Origin of the sequence: Hydrogenophaga crocea (assembly GCF_011388215.1) — a bacterium.
Lineage (GTDB): Bacteria > Pseudomonadota > Gammaproteobacteria > Burkholderiales > Burkholderiaceae_C > Hydrogenophaga > Hydrogenophaga crocea.
This window is the reverse complement of record NZ_CP049989.1, coordinates 1489267-1509691: the sequence shown is the minus strand read 5'-3', so window position 1 is coordinate 1509691 and position 20425 is coordinate 1489267. Positions and strand designations below refer to the sequence as shown.

Sequence of the window (20425 nt, the reverse complement as noted above, 5' to 3'; positions counted from 1 at the left end):
CCTCAATCTGACGGTAGCGAGTCGCAGGCGTTCGGATCGGCATCGGTTTCGTTCCCTGTCTTGGCACGCGCTTCGAAGCGTTGATAACACTCCAACCCGCAGAAGTGCTCGACGTATTCCGCGCCTTCCGGGGTGAAGGCGGCATCGAGCGGGATTTCCTTGCAGCACACGCAGCAACTGGTGGTGGTCGAGTCACTTGCATTCATGGTGGCACCCCTCCATTGACTGACGAAGACGGCGAATGCCGCCGCCGGCATTGGCTTCGCGAACAGGAAGCCTTGTCCTGTGTCGCAGTCCGCTTGTCGCAATAGATCAAGACTCGCCGATGTTTCCACGCCTTCAGCCACCACATCCATGCCCAGCCCGTGCGCAAGCTGAATCACGGTGTGCACGATGGTTTGGTCGCGGCGGTCGTTGGCGAGCCCGGCGACAAACGATTGGTCGATCTTGAGCGTGCTGATTGGGCAGCACTTCAGATGTTGCAGACAGGAATACCCCGTCCCGAAGTCATCGGCGGCGAAGCGCACACCGATCTGCCGCAAGGCGTCCAGGGCGGGGAAGATCGCCGGATCACCAAACGCGACCGATTCGGTCAGCTCGATTTCGAGATACTCGGCGGGCAACTCGGCATCAGCCAGCACGCCCTTTACCCACCCGTCGAAGTCCGGTCCCACTTGGCTCGCCGAAACATTGACGGCCAGCCGGAACGGTCGCCATGCCAGCATTCGCCAGTCACGCATCTGGCGGCAGGCTTCGCCCAGCACCCAAGCGCCGATTTCAGGCATCAGGCCGGACGATTCGACCACGGGCAGGAACTGGCCCGGTGGCAATAGTCCAAGCGTCGGATGACGCCAGCGCAACAGGGCTTCCGCGCCGACAATCCCACCACTGCGCAGATCGACGACGGGCTGGTAGTGCAGTTCAAGCTGCCCGCGCTCGACCGCTTGGGCCAGTTCCGGCGTCGTCCATCCATCCGGCCGGAAAGCGCTCATTCTCTTTCCCTGAATGCCCGCAACGCCCGCGACAGGGACAGAAGGAACAGGCCGGTCAAACCGAGCGCCGCGATGACCCAATGCTCGCCGAGGAAAGCACCGGCGGTTGTGCCGGCCAGCACGACAGCGAGGATGGGCAGGTGGCAGGGGCAAGTCAGCACAGCCAGTCCGCCCCACAGGTAGCCGGTGATCGGTTTGTGCGTCTCGGACGGCAAGCGCTCGGGGTTGTTCATGGCAGACTCTCCGCGTGCTGTGCCGGCTCGGTCGGCAGGGTGGCCAACTGCACTTCCAGATCGGCCAACGCTTCGCGCCGACGCTCGACGAACTGACGCAGCAGGGCAAGCTGCGCGGCCGCTTCGTCGCCGTCCGCCGCATCCAGCGCCCGGCACAGCCGCGCCAGCGCGTCGAGGCCGATGCCCGCCTCGAAGGCCGCCCGCACGAAGCACAGCCGTTGCAAGGCGGCGTCATCGAACAAGCCGTAGCCGCCTGGTGTGCACGCCACCGGGCGCAGCAATCCGCGCAGCAGGTAGTCGCGCACGATATGCACGCTCACCCCGGCATCAAGAGCCAGCCGGGACACCGTGTAGGCGTTCATTGAACACCTCCTTTTTCTCACCCGGCGCAGCAGGAAAGCTGCTTCACATCCTTGTTGAAGGTCTGCGCCGCGAGCTTCAACCCCTCGACCATCGTCAGGTAGGGGAACAACTGGTCGGCCAGTTCCTGCACCGTCATGCGGTTGCGAATGGCCAGAGCCGCCGTCTGGATCAGTTCACCCGCTTCCGGCGCGACCGCCTGTACGCCGATCAGCCGATGGCTGCCTTCCTCGATAACCAACTTGATGAAGCCGCGTGTGTCGAAGTTGGCGAGCGCACGCGGCACGTTGTCCAAGGTCAAGGTGCGGCTGTCGGTCTCGATCCCGTCGTGGTGGGCTTCCGCCTCGCTGTAGCCCACGGTCGCCACTTGCGGATCGGTGAACACCACGGCCGGCATTGCGGTCAGGTCGAGCGCCGCATCGCCGCCGGTCATGTTGATCGCGGCACGGGTGCCGGCCGCTGCCGCCACATAGACGAACTGCGGCTGGTCGGTGCAGTCGCCGGCCGCGTAGATGTTCGGGTTGCTCGTGCGCATGCCTTGGTCGATGGCGATGGCACCTTGCGCATTGACAGTGACCCCCGCTGCGTCCAGCGCGAGGCTGCGCGTGTTCGGTGTCCGACCGGTGGCAACCAGCAGTTTGTCGGCGCGCAATTCACCGTGCGTGGTGGTCAGCACGAATTCACCGTCCATATGGGCGACCTGGCTGGCTTGCGTGTGCTCCAGCACCTCGATGCCCTCGGCACGGAAAGCGGCTGTCACCGCCTCGCCGATGGCCGGGTCTTCACGGAAGAACAAGGTATTGCGCGCCAGGACCGTGACCTTGCTGCCCAGCCGGGCAAAGGCTTGCGCCAGCTCCAGCGCCACCACCGACGAGCCGATTACGGCAAGGCGTTCGGGAATGGTGTCGCTCGCCAGGGCCTCGGTGGAAGTCCAGTAGGGTGACTCTTTCAAGCCCGGAATCGGCGGGACCGCCGGGCTGGCACCCGTGGCGACCAGGCAGCGGTCGAACATCACGACGCGCTCGCCACCCTCGTTCAAACGGACGGTAAGGCTCTGGTCGTCCTTGAAGCGCGCCTCACCGTGCACAACGGTGATGGCCGGATTACCGCCCAGGATGCCTTCGTACTTGGCGTGCCGCAGTTCGTCGACGCGGGCCTGCTGCTGGGCCAGCAGCTTACTGCGGTCAATCGTAGGCACAGTTGCCGCAATACCGCCATCGAACGGGCTTTCCCGGCGCAGATGGGCGATGTGGGCGGCGCGGATCATGATCTTGGACGGCACACAGCCGACATTGACGCAGGTGCCGCCGATGGTGCCGCGCTCGATCAGCGTGACCTGCGCGCCTTGCTCGACGGCTTTCAGCGCCGCCGCCATCGCGGCTCCACCGCTGCCAATGACCGCTACCTGCACCGGGGGCTCGTTGCCACTGTGCTTTTCGGCGGCGGCCATCCATCCCCGCACCTTGTCGAGCAGTCCGACGCGGTTGTCCGCCAGTGGCGCATCGGCTAGCGTTGCCTTGTAGCCCAGTCCGGCCACGGCGGCAGTCAGCGCGTCCGGCGATGTGCCCGGCACGATGGCGAGTTGCGCTGTGCCCTTCGGATAGGACACCAGCGCCGACTGCACGCCTGGCACTTTTTCCAGCGCTTCCTTGACGTGCGCCGCGCACGAGTCGCAAGTCATGCCGGTGATTTTTAGATGGGTCATGCAACAGATCCTTTATCGTTTGTGGCGCCAGACAATGACGTCCGTTGTGCTGCGGTGCCGTTTTCAGTGACTCACTGCTTGACGCTGGACGGATAGCCCGCGTCTGCGGTTGCCTTGGTCAGCTTCTGCACGCTGGTCTTGGCATCGTCGAAGGTGACGACCGCTTGGCGTGTCTCGAAAGTCACGTCAACTTTGCTGACGCCTTCGACCTTGGAAATCGCCTTCTTGACAGTGATCGGGCAGGCGGAGCAGGTCATGCCCGGTACGGACAGCGTGACGGTCTGGGTGGCGGCCCAGACGGGGGCAACAACGGCGGCGAGGGCGAGGGAGGCAAACAGTTTCTTCATGGTGAACTCCGATCAGTAGAAAAATGGCATGACGTAGGGAAATCCGAGCGCGACCAGAACCAGCGCGGCCACGATCCAGAAAATGAGCTTGTAAGTAGCTCGCACTTGGGGAATCGCGCAGACCTCACCCGGTTTGCAGGCCGCTGCCTGCCGGTAGATGCGCCGCCAGGCGAAGAACAACGCCACCAGCGCCACGCCGATAAAGATGGGGCGATAGGGTTCCAACACCGCCAAGTTGCCGATCCAAGCGCCGCTGAACCCCAAGGCGATCAGAACCAACGGCCCGAGGCAGCAAGCCGAGGCGAGGATGGCGGCAAGCCCTCCAGTGAAGAGCGCGCCGCGCCCGGTTTTTGGTTCAGACATGCGCTTGTCCTTTCGAATTGAAATTGGATAGCGTAACCTTACTTCCGTACTCATGTACGGAGTCAAGCGATATGGAAAACAATTTGGAGAACCTGACCATTGGCGTTTTCGCCAAGGCGGCCGGGGTCAATGTGGAGACCATCCGTTTCTATCAGCGCAAGGGCTTGTTGCTGGAGCCTGACAAGCCCTATGGCAGCATCCGCCGCTATGGCGAGGCGGATGTAACGCGGGTGCGCTTCGTGAAATCAGCCCAGCGGCTGGGCTTCAGCCTGGATGAGATCGCCGAGCTGCTGCGGCTGGAGGATGGCACCCATTGCGAGGAAGCCAGCAGTCTGGCCGAGCACAAGCTCAAGGACGTGCGCGAGAAAATGGCTGACCTGGCGCGCATGGAGGCCGTGCTGTCTGAGTTGGTGTGCGCCTGCCATGCGCGAAGGGGGAACGTTTCCTGCCCGCTGATCGCGTCACTACAGGGTGGAGCAAGCTTGGCAGGTTCGGCTATGCCTTAGCGTGCTTTATTTTCCGTTTTCTGAGACGACCCCAGTCAAGAACTTCCGGCCGGCTCCAGCAAGCTGGGACGCGCCACGATAGCCTTGAACAGATTGGCGGACCGATCATCGATGAGTTCGATCTGCGGCCATGCCCTCAGTGAGCGCAGCAGGCCGCTACCCAATCCGCGATAAGGCAGGAGCTTGGCGGCAAAGGACGCCAGGATGGGGTTGCGCATATTGGAGTTGCCGGCCTTGATGTTCTCGATAGTCAGGTTGTTGGGCAGGTGGCCAGGGCTGATGATCTCGACACGATCCGCGAAGACCAGTACGCGGATCGGCGCGCTGACGAAGTAGTCGCGGTGAATGAGGGCGTTGGCGACCAGTTCTTCCCAGACGATGCGGGGAATCTCAGGCTGCCCCTGGGAGTTGAAGCCCTGCTCGCCCTGCGCGGCGCGGGTGTTAGCGACGATAAAGCCCAACGTCTGCTGGAACACGTCGGCCAGCTTGCCGACGATGTCGCGGCTGTCGATGTAGCGTTCGTCCTCAATCTGGGTGCCGACAAAGGCGACGGCCTTGACGACGAAGGCGGGTAGCGCGTAGTGCGGTGATTTGGCGAACAGCAGACCGCCCGCCACGTTGAGCTGCCCCTGGTTCATCAGGTTCATGTTGGTCAGCAACTGCGGCAGCGGCTGGTTATGCTGGGCGAGCGGCTCACCGAATTGCTGCTCGAAGAAGGTTTCGAAATAGGGCATGTCCACATCGCCCGCGCTCAAGCCCGCTACGGGCGTTTCGTCGGCGTGCACCAAACCCGCCTGCTGGAACAGGCGCTGCAATTCCTCGCGCGAGGTGGCGCGGCGCTTGTCCGAGCCGTTCTTCACCCAAATCGCGCCGTTCTTGTCCATGTAGGGCTTGTTGACGCCCTCAGCGATAGAGAGCACCAGCACCGTGCCTGCCGGGTGAGGCACGTTTTCCGTGAGCGGGTTCACGGCGGGACGCACGACCTGCGAGGCCACGTTGGCGATGAGCATGTTGAGACGAGCAACGTCGGCGCCGGATAGACCGCGCACCGAACCGTCGTCGTTCACCCCAATGAAGATGCGACCACCAGCGGTGTTGCTGAAGGCAACGATCTCTGCTGCCAAGGCGTCGGCATTGTTGATGTCCGTCTTGAACTGCTGCCGACTGTCCTCGCCCCGGCTGAGCAGGTCGATCAGCTCTGTGGTTTCCATAGGTTGTAGACCTCTTTGCGACGGTTGAAGGCTTCCTGGCCTCCTTCCATGATGTTGATGATGGCGTCCTGCACCGGGCGGGCGTCGATGCTGCCGCTTCGCGTGGCGACCTTCTCGTCCTGGTATTGGCAGGCGTGCACCTGTTCCGCGTCACCCAGCACCGGGAAGTTGGCGTTGTGGGTGGCGAAGATGAATTGGGCGTGAGGCTTCATTTCCCGTAGCAGCTTGATCACATCGTCGTAAATGGTCTGGTTGTCCAGATCGTCTTCCGGTTGGTCGATGATGATCACGTCGTTCTGGCGTTGACTGAGCACGTACAGCAACAGCGCCGAAGCGCGCTGCCCGAGAGAGTGGTGCTTCAACTCTTTGCCGCGATAGCGGATGACGAAGCGGTTGGGCACCTGCCAGGTGACGAAATCGGTCAGGTTCTGCATGAAGGTCTTTTCGAAGACCTCGGGGGTGCTGCCGGCCTTCGCCAAGGCTCCCGGCAAGGCACGTAGGAGGCCGCCAAAATCGGCATAGTCCTCCATCACTGCGCGCAGCGTGGTTTCGCGAATGTTGCTGCCCTTGAAGAGCTGCTGCATGAAGCTGATGGCGGCTTCCTTGTCGCCCTTGAAGTCCGCTTCGATCTGCAGGGCGGTGTGGCCAGCGTTCACGCGGTCCAGCTCTACCTTGATGGTATTGAACTCGCGCAGCCATAGTTCATTGAGTTTGTCGATCTCGGCAAACAGCGCGTCGCGGATGCTGGTCTGCTGTGATTCCTGCTTGGCCAGCGCCTCCAGCATTTGCTCCGCCTTGGTTTTGCGCTGCTGCTGGGCCAGGAAGTCGTCCGGCTGGATGGCAGTCATGCCGGTTTGCTTGAGCTCCTGAGCCAGTTGGCGCTCGACTTGTGCGAACTCCTCCTGAAGGCTCCTGCTTGCGCCTTCAAATTCGCCCTGTTTGGTCTTGAGGCGAGCTGCAATGACGTTCGCTTCTCGCTCGATCTGCTTGAGCTGATCGACCTTGGCAACGAGGCTGGAGAACTCAGCGTAGTAGGCCGTGAAGAAATCCGGGTTCTGCTTGGAAACGTAGCTCGTTGCGTTCCGCAGCTCGTCCTCATGCTCGGCAATCAGACTTCCTAGAGCGAGGATGAAGCTGTCTGCCCGCTCCATCATGCGCGCGAGCGCTGTGGCGTCCTGCTGGAAGCCAAGTCGCTTTTGGAGCTTATCGGCGACACCGTGCTCCGCGAACTTGGTCAGACGGAAGTTGGCATCATTTAGTTGGGTCTCGAAGTCGCGCTTGAGTTCGGCCGTGTTGCTGAGCTTGAGCCAGCGCTGAGCAGCGTCACGCACGCGCTGGCGTTGAACCTCTATTTCGTCACGCAGCACACGCAGCTTCTCGCCAACCAGCTTTTCCACCAGATCGGTCTCGAAGCCTTCGCCGGTGCTGGAAAGGTCCTTCTGGCCGAAGTAGATCGGACGGCGCAGTACGGTTTCCCGGATCGACACGCCGGGTTGCAACTTGCCGCCCAAATAGACATTCGGGGCTTCGCGGAAGATGCGGGAGATGGTGAACTCCTGTCCGTACACGTCACATGCTGTCAGCGTCACCTTGCCGCCGCTGCCAAGGGTATGGCGGATCAACTCATCCTTGTACTTGGTGTCCTGCGCCTTCTCGCCGCGTGGAATGTCGAGGGCGTAGCGTACTGCCTCCAGGATGGACGATTTGCCGCTGCCCCGGATGCCGATCAACGTGTTGAGTTCGGAAGAGAAATGCAGCACTTGCCCATCGAGGATGCCGCCGTCGAAGCGGATGCTGCGGATGTGCGACGCTTGATGTTTGGGCGGCTCCATGGCTACCCGCCCAGCGGGATCGCTCAAGGCAAACTTGACCGCCTCGAAGGACAGTTCGCCCAGCTTCAGGTAGCTGGCTTTGCCTCGACCGATTTCATCGACACTCTTAGGGTCGCTGCCTTCCAGTTCGGCGGGGTACCAGCTCTGTAGCCAGCTTTGAATCTTGGTGCGGCAGGGTTTGTCTTTGCCTGCGCCGTCGTGCGTGCGTACCTTCTGAAAAGCCAGCGTTCTGCGTCGGAAGAACTCGTTTTGCCCCAACTCAGTAAGCCGGCCGCCATCCAGCTCCGCCCACAGGCCACTCGGGGCTTCGACATGGGCGAAGACAAGGAAGAAGTCCCGGTGATAGCCTTCCAGCTTCTTGATGGTCTCCAGAAGCGACCATGAAGTGCGCCCGTTCTCCTGCTCGTACTGCGCGGGCGTTTTACCTTCGAATGCGCTGGTCAGAAAGGGGTTGATGTAATTGTGTTCATCGATCCATTCGTCGGAGAACACAACAAGCGTGTGGATGCCATTAGCCCCGTCATTGACCGACAACTCAACGCCTGGCAGCAGCGCAATACCCTTCTTCTGGGCCGTCTTGCGCAGTGCTTTGAATTCTTCGAAGTCGAACTTGTTGTGGTTGGTAATGACGCCCAATCGGATGTCCGCTTTCTCCAACGCATCCACATAGTTGCTGTTGTAGAAGTTGTCATCGCCCGTGAACTTGAATTCTCGGTCCGCTCGGGTATGCAGATGAAAGTCAGCACGGACCCACTGCGCCCCTTCTGCAAAGACCATGGATCGAGCCTCTGACTGCTTCGGTCGCAGACTTTCCATCATGGTTCATCCTTATAGTTAGTCCGCGCGTAGCCCACCAGTCGAGCGGTCTGCGGGTCATAGATAAACTCGGTGATCGATCCATCTCGAATGCGCTGAACCGCCTCGTCGATCACATGAAGTGGCACTAGGAACCATTCCTCAGGCTGCACAGGATGACCGAAGCGGTCGTTGATCGTGATGTTCAACCGCGCGGGCGCGAACAGTCTGTGGAACAGGTTCTCCATCCGGGTGCGGTTGACGCCCGCGAGCTTGTAGGTCGCTACCACTTCGACCTTCGCCAGCAGGTAGGTGGAGTCGTGTTCGGCGTTGGCAATGCGCGTCTCCACCCTGCCCCCGGTCACGCCCATCTTGTGGATGATGTCGCGGTGCTGCGCGACATAGGGATGATCGGAGAGGGAGCGCAGGACGTAGATCGTGCCGCTTTCGACATCATCGGCCTCAAGCTCGCCGCCGAAGGAGAGTTGTCCGCTCTCGGGCGAGGCCAGCCGCCGCGCGGCGGGGTCGTTGTAGAAAGCGCGCTGGAGCGAGCGCAACAGCAGATTGCTTTCGGTGCCGTTGGAGAAGATGAGGCGCAGGCGGCGGTCCACTTCCCCGGCGGTGGTTCTCAGCGGTTCGCCGACGTCTGCGACGTAGAGCGTGATTCCATCGAGAACGAAAAAGTCCCCGGCCTCAATCGCGCGGCGGCCCGCCTCTATGGGCTGGGACTGGCGCAATCCGGTCTTGACTTCCGTCGCTACGCGCTCGAACAGTGGCTTGAACGCCTCGAAGTCTTCGCAAGGCTTGCGATCCGCGATCTCCTCGGCGGCGCGCTTGTCGGCGCTGGTGCGGACATGGCGTAGGACCGTGATGTCGTCTGCGTCGGCTACGCCCGCCAGCTCGGCGGCCAGGTCGTCGATGTCGATGGCTTCATCTGCCGAAGCGGCAACGGTAGGCGCCCCGGCAAGCAAGCCCTGATGGTCCAGCGGCTCCAGCAGGGCGCGGCAGTCCGGGAGCGCACGCAAGCGGTCCAGGCGCACGGCATAGAGGCGCTCGAAAATATCGCGATCCTCACCATGCTGCGGCGCACGCCCGTGCTTCTCGGTGAAGCGTTGGATTTCCTCGAAGCCCGCGATGACGCGCTCCTCACTGGCCGGCCGTCCGGCCTTCGCCTCGGGCGGTGCGAACTCGGCAAGCTCCGCAGCGAGTTCGTCAAGATCGGAGTTACTCATAGCGCCCCTCCGCCTTGAATCGCATAAAGGCGGCCGCGCCTTCGGCCATGCGTCGCTCCCAGGCATCCTGGGAATCGAGTGCAGGAATGCGTCCGCGCTCCTTCTTGAACTGAACGGCGCGAACAGCCATCTCCTTCGCCTCGTCCGGCGTCAGACTCGTGCGCTTCGCCGAGATGGCCGCCGCGACCTGCTTCAAGCTGTCCTCGCTCATGGTCTTGGCGAGGATGGCGTAGGCTTCGCCAAAGGGGTTGATGCGGTCGATGAGGTCAATGTCCAGCTCGCGCACGTCCATCGCGAAGCGGCGCACGCCGTCGATCAGGGCGGTGTTGGGCGACCCGTCGCTCTCGCCTTCGGTGACAAGCCGCTTGGCCTGTTGCGTCAGGTTGAGGGCGGCGATGGCATGCTGGCGCACGGCCTCCTGATCTTCGGCGTCAAGCTCGGGATACTTGTCCTTGATGATCTTGCCCATGCGAACCTGCGTCAGCTCCTCGGGCACCAACTCCTCATCGAACAGGCCGCGCTCAATGGTGGGCTTGTCCTGCACGAAGGCCGCGATGACTTCGTTCAGGTCTTCCTGACAGATTCGCGCCGCCTCCTTGCTCTTGGGCTCGGCGATGCCCTTGATCTCGATTTGGTACGCCCCTGTCTGCTCATTGACGCCGATGTTGCAGCGATCCGGGTCGTAGCCACCCTCGCCGTAGTTAAAACCCGGCACCGGGCCACTGTCGGGGTTCTTGGGCTTGAACTCGAAGCGCGGAGCAAGAACCTGCTCCATCAGCAGGCTCGCCGCGATGGCCTTTAACGTATCGTTAACGGCCTCGGTGACAGCTTCCTCGGCTGCGTCCGGCTCGGCGATCAGGTTGGTGAACCTCGCGCGGGTCTTGCCGGGCGCGTCGCGGGTAGCTCGGCCGATGATCTGCACGATCTCGGTCAGGCTGGCGCGGTAGCCCACGGTCAGTGCATGTTCGCACCAAATCCAATCGAAGCCTTCCTTCGCCATGCCCAGCGCGATGATGATGTCCACATGGTCGCGGCTGTTCTTCTGCGCCGGGTCTTTGAGCGCGGCGGACACGCGGTCGCGCTTGGCGGCATCGTCATCGACGAGATCGGCGATCCGCAGCACGCGGCCATCGGGGCGCTTGACACGTTGGAAGCCGGTCGCAGGGTCGATGCCTTGCCATTCACCCAGCGCCTCGATGATGTGCTCCACTTCCCGCATCTTGTCCTTCGTGCTCTCGCGCGAATTGACATTCGGGATGTGGATGATGGTCTTCTCGGCGGGATCGAGGACATTGAGGATGTCGTCGACGTAAGGCCCGCTGTAGAAGAAGTAGCCGATGTCGAGTTGCTTGAGGTACTCGTAGCCGTTGAGCTGCTCGTAGTAGGTGTAGGTGACGGTATCGAACTTCGACTCATCCTGCGGCGCGAGCACGGCCTCGGCGTCGCCACGGAAGTAGGAGCCGGTCATGGCGACGATGTGCGTCTTGCCCCGCGCGAAGAACTGCCCCAGGTGCAAGCCGAGCTTGTTGTCCGGATTGGCCGAAACGTGGTGGAACTCATCGACCGCGATCAATCGGTCGTCGAACGCCTCGACGCCGTAGGCATCGACAGCGAAGCGGAAGGTCGCATGGGTGCAGACCAGCACCTTGTCCTCGCCTTCGAGGAATGCGCCCAGCGACTTGACCTTGCCGCCGTTGTCGTTGCCTGGCGCATTGCACAGGTTCCACTTGGGTTCGACCTGCCAGTCCGCCCAGAAGCCGTACTTCGACAGCGGTTCGTCGTTGAAGCTGGCACCGATGGACCTCTCCGGCACAACGATGATGGCCTGCTTCAAGCCTTGGTTCTTGAGCTTGTCGAGTGCCACGAACATCAGCGCACGGCTCTTGCCCGATGCGGGCGGCGACTTGATAAGCAGGTATTGCTCGCCCCGCTTCTCGTAGGCCCGCTCCTGCATGGGCCGCATCCCAAGAGCATTGGCCTTGGTCGATGCGCCGTTTCGGGCGTAGGTGACGGAAACGGACGGTACGGACTTGATCTTGTCGCTCATGCGTTGGCTCCCGCCTTGCGTTTCTTGCCCTTGGCCGGTGCAGCCGAAGCGGTCATCTTGGTATAAAGGTCAAACAGCTTTTCCAGCCGCTCAGTGTCGTTCTTGAAGCGCCGACCGATGTAGATGCGCTCCAGCACTTCGTCGTTGCGATCATGTGCGGCACGCAGGTCAGCGGGCATGTTCTCGGGGTCGTACAGGTCCGCGATGGTCGCGGGGAAGTGATGCTCCCGCGCCAGCAAGATATCCTCAGCGCAGCGCGTGAGATCGACCTTGTTCTTGTCGGTGAGCGTGGGCACGGGGAAGGTGTTCCAGCCGAGGGTATTGGAGTAGCGAATATCGGTCTTCAGCCTGCCACAAACGGTGGCGATCCAAACGAGATGCAGGCGTGATGCAATCAGTGCCAAGTTCCAAAGCGGCGCATCGTAAATCACCGACGCGAGATTGGAGACAACGGTGTCATATCCAGTTATCTCGCACGGAAGAAACAACCTTCGTTCCGACGACACATTCGGAACTGCGATTGCAGCGTGGCGACTATGAGGGGCGAAAACGAAGCGATGCGGCGTGGCAGCGTTCTCGTTGGCTTGAGCTCCGTTACTACTCAAGCGCATTTCGCGAACCTTTTCGAGGCGGTCACGAAGAATATCGATGCGATTTACCTCTTCAAGATCGTCATCCTCGATCCATATGCACCAGCGAGCTCCACCGTTTATCAATTCGCGCGATCCAACGTAGCGCTTTAGGAAGCGTCTGGCATCTGGACTCGCTGCAATTATTTGATCCTTCTCTTCAGTAGATGGTGTCAGATGACCTCCATCAGTCGGCTTATTCCCCGACTGCATATGTCCGATGGCTGAAAGCGCACTCGATCTCTTCGTGACAATCACGGTATCAGCAGCGACAAGATACGGACTAATGTTGGCGCATGATCTAACAGTGCCTTCGCCGAACAGTTTCCTTTCAGAGCCAGGGTTGGTCGTCAGGCCGAGAATCACACACGTGACAGCAGCTTTGTTACTAGCGAGGTTGCTCCACAAGAACGATGTGTGCGCAAAGTTGATCGTGTTGCACTCTTTAAATACGAGCGGCCAAAGCATTGCAACTTGCTCTCCTTGAGTGATGGAGTTAGTCGTTACGAATGCGCTTGCCGCCCCAGTAAAATTGTTGAACTGAGCTGCTTTCAGAACGAACGCGGCTACATAGTCCAAATCCTTGTAAGTCTTTAGAAGGGGCGCGAGGACTCGCGCCATGTCTTCCTTCTGCTGCGCTGTCTGACCAACGCTTCCTTGGTACGGCGGATTGCCGCAGATGTACGTCTCGCCGCCTTCGTTCTCGAAGTCAATCTCCGCTTGGTCGAGCGGCGTCTCAAACAGATCATCCGCCAGCACCTTCACGTCCGTCCCGGTGGGCGGGCAAACGCTCAACCAGTCGAGCCGCAGCGCGTTGCCGCAGGTGATCCAGTTCTCGTTACGCAGGGGCAGAAACTCGGCCAGGGCCAGCTTCTGCCCCCGGTACAGCACGTCGCACTGATACTCGGCGATGACCAGCGCAAGGCGGGCAATCTCCGCCGGGAAGTCACGCAGCTCAATCCCGCGAAAGTTGGTGAGCGGGATCTCCGACGCGCGATCCGGCTCGCCGCGCCGCCGATTGATCTCGGCCTCGATGGCGCGCATTTCCTTATAAGCGATGACCAGAAAATTGCCCGAGCCGCAGGCCGGGTCGAATACCCTGATCTTGGCAATGCGCTTGCGCAGGTTGAGCAACACGCGGGCGTTGTCGCCCGCCTCCTCCAGCTTCGCCCGCAGGTCGTCGAGGAACAGCGGATTGAGCACCTTCAGAATGTTGGGAACGCTGGTGTAGTGCATCCCCAGCTCGCCGCGCTCCTCGTCTTCGGCCACGGCCTGGATCATCGAGCCGAAGATGTCAGGATTGATCTTGGTCCAGTCCAGGCCACCAACGTGCAGCAGGTAGGACCGGGCGATCTTGCTGAATCGCGGCACCTCGTCGCCGCCGGAGAACAAAGCCCCGTTGACGTAGGGGAAATCTTCGGCCCATCGAGGAATCTTGGCGGCAGCCCGGTCCTCGCGCTTGGTGTTCATGGCGCGGAACAGCGTGGCGATGACCTCGTGCGTGTTGGACGAGTCCTTGGCGCTCATCTGCGCAACGGTTTCGGTGAAACGCCCCTTCCCGATGAAAATGTCGGTGTCCTCGGCGAAGAAACAGAAAATCAGCCGCGCCATGAGCTTGTTCATGTCGTGGCGGCGCTCCGCCGTGCCCCATTCAGGGTTGTCTTTCAGCAGTTCGACGTACAGACGGTTCAGGCGGCTGGTGGCCCGAATGTCGAAGGCGTTTTCGCTGATCTGGCGGACGGTACTGATGCCCGCCAGCGGCAGGAAGAAGCCGAAGTGGTCGGGAAAGTCTTTGAAGGCACAGGCGACGGTCTCACCGCTGGCCAGGTCTTCGGCCTCGAAGTCCGCACCGTCGGTGGCGAGGATGAACTTCGCCTTGGCCTTGGCCGTCGCCGGGCTGGCCTTGAGAGCGGCCAGCGTCTGTGTCACCCGCCCTACGTCGCAGGTCAGGATGTGGATATTGCTGGTCTGGAGAACACCGCCGAGGTCGGACTTGTTCGACGCCCCCGCGCGCAGGCGCTTGATGGTGGTCGCTTTGTTGCCGAACGCCTCAAGAAAGGCATAGGGGAACTCCGCACGGTCGAACGGCTGCTCCGCGAGGTCGGTGATGGCTTGTTCGATTTCTACGGCGTTCATGGACGTGCAGCCCCCTCTCGGGGCGAGGCCGCCTGGTTGCTATCGTTTTTCGGGGCGCTCATGTCTTGTCCTGCGTTTTCTCGGCTATCTGCGCGGCAATCCAGCGATCCAGCTCGCTGCGACGAAACCGCCAGGTGCCGCCCAGCTTGAATCCCGGTATCTCCCCCTGCTGGGCCAGCCGGTAAACGGTCTTCTTCCCTGCCTTGAGGTAGACCGCCACTTCATCCAGCGTGAGAATTTCGCTATCAGGTTGGTTCATGTCAGGCGGCTCGCTTGGTGTCGCGCGGCGAAGTCTTCCAAAGTTTGGCCAAGTTTACCATCTGATCCACCCAAGTGAACCCCGAATCTCATGTGCGCGACGCCATGGATTCGGCCGGCGCCATGCGTTGCGGCGGGCTCGCGGCACCGGCTCGATGGCAAGGCCATGTGCTTTAGCCACCGGGTCGTAGATGGTTTACGCCAAGAAGGTGGTCGGCGTGTCTTCTTCCGGGGAAAACACGCAACGTAGTACTCTTTGGCCTTCACAGCCGCGCTCTCTGTGGCCTCATCTGGATGAGACGGGCTAGGCAAATCAGCGTGAGGTGTGCGATGGGCAGGAAGGAAACCGAGGAAGCAATTGCAGACAGCCGCGCCGGCCGTGTCTCGGGGCGGTTCGCCACAGTCGCCGAGCTGCTGGCCGACCTGAACGCTGACGACACCCCGAACATTCAGCACGGCAGCGCCAACGTCTATGCCGACCTGGGCTATCCCGACGCCGGCGAAATGCTGGTCAAGACCCGACTCGTCACCAAGATCGGCGAGGCCATCAAGGCGCGACAGTTGTCGACCGAGCAAGCGGCTACGCTTCTCGGATTGACGCCGGCCGCGCTGCACGAGCTGCTGACCGGCCGCTTTCGCTCGCAATCGGTCAATGACCTGGAGCGCCTGGCATCCATGCTTGATGAGGCCAGTCGATGACAGGCTCGAAGAACCTGGAAAACTGGCTGCATGAGAAGGTCGGCCCGGCCTATGACGCCTTGAAGGCCGATCCCGCCCGCGCCGTCACGCCTGACCAGGTGCGCTACACCCTGGCCGAGCTGCTGGCCGAGGCCGAAGCCGCCGGCGTGTATCCACTGCCGCCGGAACAACGCGAATGGGTGGATGCGCCGGCCGTTGGCCGTGAGCTGACGCCTTTCGACCCGGCCGAGACGCTGACCTCGGCCGAGGCGATCAGCACCTTCCTGGCCGAAGCCGAGGCCACAGCCGACCCGGCCTATATCGAACACGCACAGGCCGTCGCAGCGCGGGCGAAGGCCATGCACGGCATCGAGTAGGAGAGCTGGCCAGCATCGCCATTCCTGGCGGTGCTGCAGCTCGACGTGCGCCGTTCTGGTGCGCTGGATCTCATCGCTAGAAGCGACGATGCGATCCACGCCAAGGGAGAAGGCCAGAGCGGCCGTCATCGTCCGATCTGGCGATGCTCGAGCACGCCAGCGCACATCGTCACCTTTGACGATGCAGGCCCGGAAATGACAAGGGCGGCCAATGGCCGCCCTTGCTGCTCCTGGTGCGCGTGCCTACGCGGCGCCGAGTGACTGCCGCACCGCGTCCAGGGCCTCGCGAAAGTCGGCAGGTGTCGCCTGGCCCGTCTCGGCCTGGTAAAACACGACCATGAAAGCGTTCGCCACGGCCTCGGCGAGCGGCCCGAGCTGCCGCGCCGCGTCCTGGTCTAGCCAGTCGAGCGCGGCGAGTTGCACGGCTGCATGATGAACGGCCTGCGTTGCATTGGTAGGATTCAGGGTTGCCATGATTCACCTCTCTAACAGGTGGGTTGTGGAAGTGTCGGCCGGCCCCACGCCGGCCGACGCGCTTATCGGCTGCCGGTGCCGTAGAAGCCGGCGGCCTCGGCCAGCGGCGTGCTTCTCGCGCTGCTGCCGTAGCTGCTGGCGTAGCCGCCCGACCTGGCCGCCAGCTTGGTGGCCTCAATGACGGGCGGAGCAGGTCGATCAACAAAGGCCGCAACTTCTGCCGCCGGGTCTGCATCAGTCGATTGATCGTCGACCGGCTCAACCTCAACCGCCTGCGCCTGGCGCTGCTCGGCAGCGGCAACGTCCAGGCAGTCGAAAAATCCTCTCGGCGTCATCGTCATACCTCCTTGTCGCGGTTGGCGAACGCGACCACTTCATCATCAGGATCAGCAGCAGCCGAATCGGCCCCTGCCAGGCTGTTGCCGCCGAAGCTGGGCACATCGTCGACCGCCCGGTCTGTCTGGCTGCTCGCCCGGATTGCGGCGGCGATCTTCCCTCCGGTGGTGTCGGCGATGCGTTCGGCGGCGGCGTCGCGGATGCTGGCCGCCTTGGCCTGCGCAACGTCGCCAATGCCTTGCACCAGGTTCGCAGCCGTCGCAGCGACAAGGCCTCCCGCACCTCGGCCGGCTTGGCCGCCAGCGTCGCTGCCGCCGCCGGCCTTCGAGCCGCCGACATCGCCGCTACCCTTCGAGCTGGAGCCGGCTTTGTCGCCGCCCCTCGATTCGCCGCCGCTGCCGCCCGAATTGCTGGAGCTTCCAGAGCTGTAAAAGCCAGCCGCCTGGCCGAGCGGCGTACTTGTGCCGGCACTGGAACCGCCGCCACCAAAGCCCGCCGCCTGCGCGAACGGTCCAGCATCGGAATCACCGCCAGCACCACCACCAAACATGGGCACTCCGCCCGATTCGCCACCGGCGCTAGCCCCTGCTTTCTCGAACGCCGCCCTAATCGCCGACATGCCGCCGGCGGCCGAGGCCGCACCGCCCATCACGGCCGCGCCAGCCACGCTGGCCGCTCCGGCGGCCATACTCGACGCGCCCATAGCCGCACCGATGGCGGCACCTGCACCGAAGTTGCCAATGCCGCCAGCGCCACCGATCCCCGAGCCGGTGATGATGCCGGCGACAAGCGGGGGCACACGATTGACCAGCATGAGCAACGCCACGCAGAACACCAGCATCACGCCCAGCTCTTCAAAGTTCAGGGTGCCGGTGTTCATCCTGGCGTAGAAGCTGGAAAGCAGGTCGTTCCCGATGCCGACCAGGAGCACCATCGTCATGATCTGCGCGGCCACGCCCAGCACGGTCTTGTAGTAGTTGATCGCCATGTCGGAAGTCCAACGGCTTCCACCGAAGCCGAGGAAGAAGATTCCGGCGTACATCAGCAGCCAGCCTGATACGAGCAGCAGCAACATATTCACGGCGACAACAGCCAGCAGGATCAGGATGCCGACGCTCAAGGCCACACCGATGAAGCTATCCACGGGCGACCAGATCGACGAGTTCCTGAATGCCTGCTTCAAGATCATGAAGCCGATATCCACAATGCCCGAGGGTGTCACCGACGCCACCCCGGACGCCTGCTCGCCGATCCGGGCCAGTGACTGGATGATCGAGTTGGCGAAGGCCGGGCCGTTGCGCAATAGCCAGAGGAAGAAGCCGAAGAACAGGATGAACCTGATGAACTCGGCGAAGAACTCGCCAATGTCAGCCTTGCGCAGCGCCATGAAGCCGAAGGTGAAAACCAGCGAGATCGTGCCCAGCGTCCAGAACAGGAACATCGCGGCATTCATCACCACCGTCTGCCAGGACGTGGCTCGCGTGGCGAACTCCGTCACCACCTGGTCAAGCATCCCCTGATTGGTGAGTTGGGCCGATGCGGCGGTGGAGTAAAGCGCGAGGGCGACGCCGATCAGCGCCGCCTTGTGCAGTGTTTTCATGGCTTCGCCTCCTTCTGGTCTTTCGGGTCGGCCAGTTCGAGCCAGTTCATGGGCTTCTCGGTCGGCGCGATGCCGCCGGCGGCCGGCGACCGGCGCGAGCACAGCCCGGCGAATTTCTCGCGCGTGGCCCTGTCCTCGATCTTCTTGATCGCCTCGATCTGGCAATTGGTGTCATTGACCTCGGGCATGGGCGGGATGGCCGGCTTGTTGTCGCAACCAGCCACCAGCACCACCACGAGGCCGGTAAGCAGCATCGTTTTCTTCATGGTGCAGGGCCTCCGTCAGCGGGTCAGTTCGAGCCAGTTTCTCGGGTTGGCCGTCCGCTCGATCCTGGACTCCCGGGAAGTCGCGCCGGCGGCCTGCTGTTGCGCCTCTAGGTCGGCCTGCGCCTGCATCCTGGCCGTCGCGGCGTTCTGCTGTGCGATCAGCAGGCCACGGATTTGCAGAAGCTGGTTTGCCTGGTTGGCGGCGAGCTGGTTGGCGTAGCCGATGGCCTGCATCTGCCCGGTCGCGCCCTGCGCGGCGGACTGGAGCCGTTCGAGCTGGCGAGCATCGGCGGAAAGGTTGCGCTGCTGTTGCTCCAGGCCCTTGAAAAGCGCGTCGTTCGCCTTCTTCTGACTCTCGCTCGCCAGGCTGCGGTTTTGCTCCATCGCAGCGCGCTCGGCATCCGAGCACCCAGCGGCCGAGAAGCAAGGCGAACCACGGTAATAGGCCACATCCTGGAACTTGCCCAGGTACGCATCGATGCTGCCGAGCTGATTCCGGTAGTAGTTCAGCGTGTCGGTGGCGGCCATCAGTCCATTGATGGTGGACTGCGCCTGGTCCCAGATATAGGCGGCCGGAGCCATGGTGTTTTGCAGCATGTTTTCGTACTGCTGCAATTGAGTCTGGTACTGCTCGATCTGCTTGAGCGTCTGCGCCACCGACTCAATGGCGGTCATGACGTTCTGCACCAGGTTGCCGCCGTCGATGACGGGGATGCCGGCCTGCGCCGGGGTGACGATGATGCTGCCGGCCAGAGCGGCGGCGAGCGCGGTTTTAGCCGCTAAAAAACGGACGTGCTTCATGGTCGCAATCTCCATTCGATGAAAGAAAGGCAATGCCTTGACCAAGCTCGCGCTTGCCCACGGCAAGGTTTCATCGAAGAGCTACGCCACTAGCTAATCGGTATCGCCCTTGGCACTGAGGCCCGGGCTTCGGTGATTCTGCTCTCGGCCCTTACGGGGTGTCCCTGGCCTTATGCGTCCTCCCGAGAGTTGATAACGCTCAGGCCGGCGGCCTGGAAGTGCCTCGTGTCGCGTCCGGCACACGGAAATTTAGCCGCTAAAACTCTCAACGGTCGGCCCTCGGCTGCACCACCGATTTCATAAGCCGACTCATTTCATCCTGAGTAGCTTCGATCCGAGCCAACAGGGCGAGAATCGTTGCATCGCCGAAACGGGCAGTGCGCGGATCGTCGGTCAGCCAGAGCTTGAGCAATCCGCCCAGCCGGCCAAGGTCGCCATTCACCCGCGCCAGCTCGCGTACGTAGTGGTAGTCCATGACTCCCTTGACCTGGTAGCCCTGGCCTACGTCGCGCAGATAGCGCGCCACGCTGATCCCCGCCATCTTGGCGTTCGCCTCAATCAGTTCGCGTTCTTCTGGAAGGCAGTACACCTTGATCGGCGGGCTGCCCTTCCTGGTGATTCGATTCTCGTCACCCATGTGTCCTCCAACCGGCGGTAGCCGGCAGCCTCGCAGAGCAGGATGCCCGTTGAGCGCCCCGCGCGAATAAGGGACAGTGAAGAAGGACAACCGGCTTGCCGGTGGGCCTACTTCACACATCCTGCCCGCCTTACGGCGTTGTTTTTGCCTCGTATGACTCATCGAACTTCGCGCTGTAACCGCACCGTTGCTTCGCAACAGCGCGCCAACAGCGGGAAAACCAACGGAAATTGCCAATGTCCGCGTGCTTGCAGAGATCCAAGAGGCCGGTAACAGCGTTTCAGCCATGCGCTTGCAGCGATTGAGCATGGAACTTTGCTTACTTCGTACCCTGCCCCATTGAGCTAGGCCGCGCATTGGTGATGTGCTGGCGAACGTACTTCAGGAACGTCTCATACCGGAAAGGGATGCGCCCGACCTCGCGCAGGTGCTCCCAGATGATCTTGAGCGCGTAGCCGGCCTCCATCGCTTCCTTCACGTCCGAGCGCACCGCCATGAAAGCGGCCAGGTAGTCCCTGCGCTTTGTTTGCGAGGTCTTCTGCTGAAGAGCCAGCCGTGCGGCCAGCTCCTCGGGGTAGCTGCTTTCTGTCGTCGCCATGTCCGTAAACCT

General features: G+C 62.1%; 22 protein-coding genes. 3 read left to right on the top strand and 19 right to left on the bottom strand.

The genetic code is table 11. From position 1 onward, the window contains the following. Nucleotides 1-2: 2 nt before the first annotated feature. The 6 genes from G9Q37_RS22015 to merT form a co-directional block, all read right to left on the bottom strand. A complete protein-coding gene (locus G9Q37_RS22015; protein ID WP_003132006.1) occupies nucleotides 3-992 on the bottom strand; it encodes a DUF3330 domain-containing protein in 990 nt (329 codons plus the stop codon). Continuing rightward, nucleotides 989-1225: a broad-spectrum mercury transporter MerE gene (merE, locus tag G9Q37_RS07225; RefSeq protein ID WP_003132004.1), complete on the bottom strand. Its 237-nt coding sequence runs from the start codon at nucleotides 1223-1225 to the stop codon at nucleotides 989-991. The genes G9Q37_RS22015 and merE overlap by 4 nt, the downstream gene beginning before the upstream one ends. Next, a complete protein-coding gene (merD, locus tag G9Q37_RS07220) occupies nucleotides 1222-1587 on the bottom strand; it encodes a mercury resistance co-regulator MerD (protein WP_000995360.1) in 366 nt (121 codons plus the stop codon). Before merD ends, merE begins: the two co-directional genes overlap by 4 nt. 17 nt (nucleotides 1588-1604) lie before the next feature. Next, entirely contained in the window at nucleotides 1605-3290 is a 1686-nt protein-coding gene (gene merA / locus G9Q37_RS07215; RefSeq protein ID WP_003158917.1) for a mercury(II) reductase, read from the bottom strand. Nucleotides 3291-3361: 71 nt separating this feature from the next. Then, nucleotides 3362-3637 carry a mercury resistance system periplasmic binding protein MerP gene (gene merP / locus G9Q37_RS07210; RefSeq protein WP_003131987.1) on the bottom strand — a complete coding sequence of 92 codons (276 nt, stop codon included), beginning with the start codon at nucleotides 3635-3637 and terminating at the stop codon, nucleotides 3362-3364. A gap of 12 nt (nucleotides 3638-3649) precedes the next feature. Then, nucleotides 3650-4000, bottom strand: a complete 351-nt coding sequence (gene merT / locus G9Q37_RS07205) for a mercuric ion transporter MerT (protein ID WP_003131974.1) — start codon at nucleotides 3998-4000, stop codon at nucleotides 3650-3652. Nucleotides 4001-4071: 71 nt separating this feature from the next. On the opposite strand from merT, the gene G9Q37_RS07200 reads away from it, so the two are divergent. Continuing rightward, nucleotides 4072-4506, top strand: coding sequence for a mercury resistance transcriptional regulator MerR (locus G9Q37_RS07200; protein ID WP_003131969.1), 435 nt, complete (start codon nucleotides 4072-4074; stop codon nucleotides 4504-4506). 35 nt (nucleotides 4507-4541) lie between these two features. Here G9Q37_RS07200 and G9Q37_RS07195 read toward each other — a convergent pair whose 3' ends face one another. From G9Q37_RS07195 to mads1, 6 genes are read right to left on the bottom strand one after another with little or no spacing between them, the layout of a single operon-like run. Beyond that, nucleotides 4542-5717: an RNA-binding domain-containing protein gene (locus G9Q37_RS07195; protein WP_166226536.1), complete on the bottom strand. Its 1176-nt coding sequence runs from the start codon at nucleotides 5715-5717 to the stop codon at nucleotides 4542-4544. Next, nucleotides 5699-8326 (bottom strand): TrlF family AAA-like ATPase, encoded by a 2628-nt coding sequence (locus G9Q37_RS07190; RefSeq protein ID WP_240936560.1) that lies wholly within the window; start codon nucleotides 8324-8326, stop codon nucleotides 5699-5701. Before G9Q37_RS07190 ends, G9Q37_RS07195 begins: the two co-directional genes overlap by 19 nt. A gap of 38 nt (nucleotides 8327-8364) precedes the next feature. Next, nucleotides 8365-9576: a GIY-YIG nuclease family protein gene (locus G9Q37_RS07185; protein WP_166226534.1), complete on the bottom strand. Its 1212-nt coding sequence runs from the start codon at nucleotides 9574-9576 to the stop codon at nucleotides 8365-8367. Beyond that, nucleotides 9569-11623: a DEAD/DEAH box helicase gene (locus tag G9Q37_RS07180; RefSeq protein WP_166226532.1), complete on the bottom strand. Its 2055-nt coding sequence runs from the start codon at nucleotides 11621-11623 to the stop codon at nucleotides 9569-9571. The genes G9Q37_RS07185 and G9Q37_RS07180 overlap by 8 nt, the downstream gene beginning before the upstream one ends. Further along, complete coding sequence (locus G9Q37_RS07175) at nucleotides 11620-14388, bottom strand: class I SAM-dependent DNA methyltransferase (RefSeq protein ID WP_166226530.1); 2769 nt, start codon at nucleotides 14386-14388, stop codon at nucleotides 11620-11622. Before G9Q37_RS07175 ends, G9Q37_RS07180 begins: the two co-directional genes overlap by 4 nt. Before the next feature lie 58 nt (nucleotides 14389-14446). Continuing rightward, nucleotides 14447-14647 (bottom strand): methylation-associated defense system helix-turn-helix domain-containing protein MAD1, encoded by a 201-nt coding sequence (gene mads1, locus G9Q37_RS07170; protein ID WP_010378957.1) that lies wholly within the window; start codon nucleotides 14645-14647, stop codon nucleotides 14447-14449. Between the two features lie 329 nt (nucleotides 14648-14976). On the opposite strand from mads1, the gene G9Q37_RS07165 reads away from it, so the two are divergent. Both G9Q37_RS07165 and G9Q37_RS07160 read left to right on the top strand, forming a co-directional pair. Further along, nucleotides 14977-15345 carry a helix-turn-helix domain-containing protein gene (locus G9Q37_RS07165; RefSeq protein ID WP_166226528.1) on the top strand — a complete coding sequence of 123 codons (369 nt, stop codon included), beginning with the start codon at nucleotides 14977-14979 and terminating at the stop codon, nucleotides 15343-15345. Continuing rightward, on the top strand, nucleotides 15342-15701 hold the full coding sequence (locus G9Q37_RS07160; RefSeq protein WP_047350575.1) for a helix-turn-helix domain-containing protein: 360 nt from the start codon (nucleotides 15342-15344) through the stop codon (nucleotides 15699-15701). The genes G9Q37_RS07165 and G9Q37_RS07160 overlap by 4 nt, the downstream gene beginning before the upstream one ends. 243 nt (nucleotides 15702-15944) lie before the next feature. On the opposite strand, the gene G9Q37_RS07155 is transcribed toward G9Q37_RS07160, so the two are convergent. From G9Q37_RS07155 to G9Q37_RS07125, 7 genes are all read right to left on the bottom strand, one after another. Beyond that, nucleotides 15945-16175 carry a type I toxin-antitoxin system ptaRNA1 family toxin gene (locus tag G9Q37_RS07155; RefSeq protein ID WP_010378963.1) on the bottom strand — a complete coding sequence of 77 codons (231 nt, stop codon included), beginning with the start codon at nucleotides 16173-16175 and terminating at the stop codon, nucleotides 15945-15947. A gap of 62 nt (nucleotides 16176-16237) precedes the next feature. Beyond that, nucleotides 16238-16510 (bottom strand): hypothetical protein, encoded by a 273-nt coding sequence (locus tag G9Q37_RS07150; RefSeq protein WP_210768845.1) that lies wholly within the window; start codon nucleotides 16508-16510, stop codon nucleotides 16238-16240. Between the two features lie 2 nt (nucleotides 16511-16512). Next, nucleotides 16513-18111, bottom strand: a complete 1599-nt coding sequence (gene trbL / locus G9Q37_RS07145; protein ID WP_166226526.1) for a P-type conjugative transfer protein TrbL — start codon at nucleotides 18109-18111, stop codon at nucleotides 16513-16515. Continuing rightward, nucleotides 18108-18377 carry an entry exclusion lipoprotein TrbK gene (gene trbK, locus G9Q37_RS07140; RefSeq protein WP_026437069.1) on the bottom strand — a complete coding sequence of 90 codons (270 nt, stop codon included), beginning with the start codon at nucleotides 18375-18377 and terminating at the stop codon, nucleotides 18108-18110. The genes trbL and trbK overlap by 4 nt, the downstream gene beginning before the upstream one ends. Before the next feature lie 15 nt (nucleotides 18378-18392). After that, nucleotides 18393-19178: a P-type conjugative transfer protein TrbJ gene (trbJ, locus tag G9Q37_RS07135; protein WP_033996778.1), complete on the bottom strand. Its 786-nt coding sequence runs from the start codon at nucleotides 19176-19178 to the stop codon at nucleotides 18393-18395. Nucleotides 19179-19443: 265 nt separating this feature from the next. Then, nucleotides 19444-19815, bottom strand: coding sequence for a conjugal transfer transcriptional regulator TraJ (gene traJ / locus G9Q37_RS07130; RefSeq protein ID WP_166226524.1), 372 nt, complete (start codon nucleotides 19813-19815; stop codon nucleotides 19444-19446). 319 nt (nucleotides 19816-20134) lie between these two features. Beyond that, nucleotides 20135-20413 carry a TraK family protein gene (locus G9Q37_RS07125; protein ID WP_047350570.1) on the bottom strand — a complete coding sequence of 93 codons (279 nt, stop codon included), beginning with the start codon at nucleotides 20411-20413 and terminating at the stop codon, nucleotides 20135-20137. Between the last annotated feature and the right edge of the window lie 12 nt (nucleotides 20414-20425).

Excerpts from the sequence above, each read along its gene's own strand:
- G9Q37_RS22015 (WP_003132006.1), bottom strand. The coding sequence starts at position 992 with ATGAGCGCTTTCCGGCCGGATGGATGGACGACGCCGGAACTGGCCCAA.
- merE (WP_003132004.1), bottom strand. The coding sequence starts at position 1,225 with ATGAACAACCCCGAGCGCTTGCCGTCCGAGACGCACAAACCGATCACC.
- merD (WP_000995360.1), bottom strand. The coding sequence starts at position 1,587 with ATGAACGCCTACACGGTGTCCCGGCTGGCTCTTGATGCCGGGGTGAGC.
- merA (WP_003158917.1), bottom strand. The coding sequence starts at position 3,290 with ATGACCCATCTAAAAATCACCGGCATGACTTGCGACTCGTGCGCGGCG.
- merP (WP_003131987.1), bottom strand. The coding sequence starts at position 3,637 with ATGAAGAAACTGTTTGCCTCCCTCGCCCTCGCCGCCGTTGTTGCCCCC.
- merT (WP_003131974.1), bottom strand. The coding sequence starts at position 4,000 with ATGTCTGAACCAAAAACCGGGCGCGGCGCGCTCTTCACTGGAGGGCTT.
- G9Q37_RS07200 (WP_003131969.1), top strand. The coding sequence starts at position 4,072 with ATGGAAAACAATTTGGAGAACCTGACCATTGGCGTTTTCGCCAAGGCG.
- G9Q37_RS07195 (WP_166226536.1), bottom strand. The coding sequence starts at position 5,717 with ATGGAAACCACAGAGCTGATCGACCTGCTCAGCCGGGGCGAGGACAGT.
- G9Q37_RS07190 (WP_240936560.1), bottom strand. The coding sequence starts at position 8,326 with ATGGTCTTTGCAGAAGGGGCGCAGTGGGTCCGTGCTGACTTTCATCTG.
- G9Q37_RS07185 (WP_166226534.1), bottom strand. The coding sequence starts at position 9,576 with ATGAGTAACTCCGATCTTGACGAACTCGCTGCGGAGCTTGCCGAGTTC.
- G9Q37_RS07180 (WP_166226532.1), bottom strand. The coding sequence starts at position 11,623 with ATGAGCGACAAGATCAAGTCCGTACCGTCCGTTTCCGTCACCTACGCC.
- G9Q37_RS07175 (WP_166226530.1), bottom strand. The coding sequence starts at position 14,388 with ATGAACGCCGTAGAAATCGAACAAGCCATCACCGACCTCGCGGAGCAG.
- mads1 (WP_010378957.1), bottom strand. The coding sequence starts at position 14,647 with ATGAACCAACCTGATAGCGAAATTCTCACGCTGGATGAAGTGGCGGTC.
- G9Q37_RS07165 (WP_166226528.1), top strand. The coding sequence starts at position 14,977 with ATGGGCAGGAAGGAAACCGAGGAAGCAATTGCAGACAGCCGCGCCGGC.
- G9Q37_RS07160 (WP_047350575.1), top strand. The coding sequence starts at position 15,342 with ATGACAGGCTCGAAGAACCTGGAAAACTGGCTGCATGAGAAGGTCGGC.
- G9Q37_RS07155 (WP_010378963.1), bottom strand. The coding sequence starts at position 16,175 with ATGGCAACCCTGAATCCTACCAATGCAACGCAGGCCGTTCATCATGCA.
- G9Q37_RS07150 (WP_210768845.1), bottom strand. The coding sequence starts at position 16,510 with ATGACGCCGAGAGGATTTTTCGACTGCCTGGACGTTGCCGCTGCCGAG.
- trbL (WP_166226526.1), bottom strand. The coding sequence starts at position 18,111 with ATGAAAACACTGCACAAGGCGGCGCTGATCGGCGTCGCCCTCGCGCTT.
- trbK (WP_026437069.1), bottom strand. The coding sequence starts at position 18,377 with ATGAAGAAAACGATGCTGCTTACCGGCCTCGTGGTGGTGCTGGTGGCT.
- trbJ (WP_033996778.1), bottom strand. The coding sequence starts at position 19,178 with ATGAAGCACGTCCGTTTTTTAGCGGCTAAAACCGCGCTCGCCGCCGCT.
- traJ (WP_166226524.1), bottom strand. The coding sequence starts at position 19,815 with ATGGGTGACGAGAATCGAATCACCAGGAAGGGCAGCCCGCCGATCAAG.
- G9Q37_RS07125 (WP_047350570.1), bottom strand. The coding sequence starts at position 20,413 with ATGGCGACGACAGAAAGCAGCTACCCCGAGGAGCTGGCCGCACGGCTG.